Origin of the sequence: Stenotrophomonas sp. GbtcB23 (genome assembly GCF_019091045.1) — a bacterium.
Lineage (GTDB): Bacteria > Pseudomonadota > Gammaproteobacteria > Xanthomonadales > Xanthomonadaceae > Stenotrophomonas > Stenotrophomonas rhizophila_A.
Map to the genome: position 1 here is coordinate 1 of NZ_JAGXKC010000128.1, position 1,077 is coordinate 1,077.

The 1,077-nt window shown below is 60.7% G+C and carries 1 protein-coding gene and 1 pseudogene; one reads left to right on the top strand and one right to left on the bottom strand.

The features are described 5' to 3' along the window. Positions 1 to 259: pseudogene (locus KVS69_RS18365) on the top strand (thioredoxin reductase); the annotation flags it as partial. Positions 260 to 274: 15 nt separating this feature from the next. Here the strand turns inward: KVS69_RS18365 and KVS69_RS18370 are convergent. Further along, positions 275 to 1,077, bottom strand: an 803-nt coding sequence (locus KVS69_RS18370) for a GGDEF domain-containing protein (RefSeq protein WP_217539424.1), incomplete at its 5' end; no start/stop codon positions are given.

Below are 1,077 nucleotides of genomic sequence, written 5' to 3' on the forward strand. Positions count from 1 at the left end.
GGACGGAAGCGTGCGGGACGTGGAAGCCTTGTTTATTCACCCCGAGACCCATTTGGCATCAGACCTCGCTAGCCGCTTGGGCTGCGCGACCGAGGACGCGGGATGCCTCACCACCGATTCGGCCAAGCAGACCACCGTCGCGGGGGTGTTTGCGTGCGGGGATGCGGCCCGGTTCGCTGGGAACATCGCCTTGGCGGTGGGTGAAGGGGCATTGGCAGGCGTGGCTGCTCACCGTTCCTTGCTGGGCTTGCTTCCCTGACAGATCACTAAAGGCTCACGAACGCTCTTGTTTCCGACGATCGTAGAGCTTGAGGTCTGCACGATTGATGGTGTCGCCGACAGCCTCATGAGGTCGGCTGACGGCGCAACCCCCCGAAAATCTGATCGGCGCTTCATCGGCGTGATCCCGGTAGCAGGCTTCCAACTGGTGCATGCGCTCAGCCGTCGCGCCGGGAACGAAGACCAGGAACTCATCGCCTCCTAGGCGGATGACGGCCTCGTTGTCCAGCAGCTTGGACTCTAGAAACGCAGCAAACTTGATCAAGACAGCGTCCCCTTCTGCGTGGCCCTGGGTGTCGTTGATCTCCTTGAAGTGATCCAGATCGAATACCAGGCAGCCCCAAGCGTCCAGCTGACGATGAGCGAGCTCGGTGAGATAGCGCCGGTTGAAGCATCGGGTCAACGGATCACGGATGGCCAGCTCTTGGAGTTGCTGTTCTTGCAGGTGTTGCGTGGTGATGTCCTGGGCGTGCCCCAGAACGTAGGGAGGCTCCGCCTCCGTATCCAGAACGTTGTGGTAGGCCCAGAAGCGCTGAGACCCGTCGGAGGCAACAAGTTCCATCACTCCGGAGTCGCTCTGATCCTCTTTGATCTTGGCCAGATAGGCATGGAGTTGCACCCGCCTGTCCGGCGGAAGGATCGCTGACAGCGGCTGGCCGATGAGCTCTTGCTCTTCCCGACCCAGTGAAAGGGAGGCGGCCGGGTTGATGGACGTGATAATGCCCTCCATGGTGTGCGTGCAGATCAAACCCATGCTGTGCTGAAACAGCCGTCGGTATTTCGATTCGCTCAGCGCCA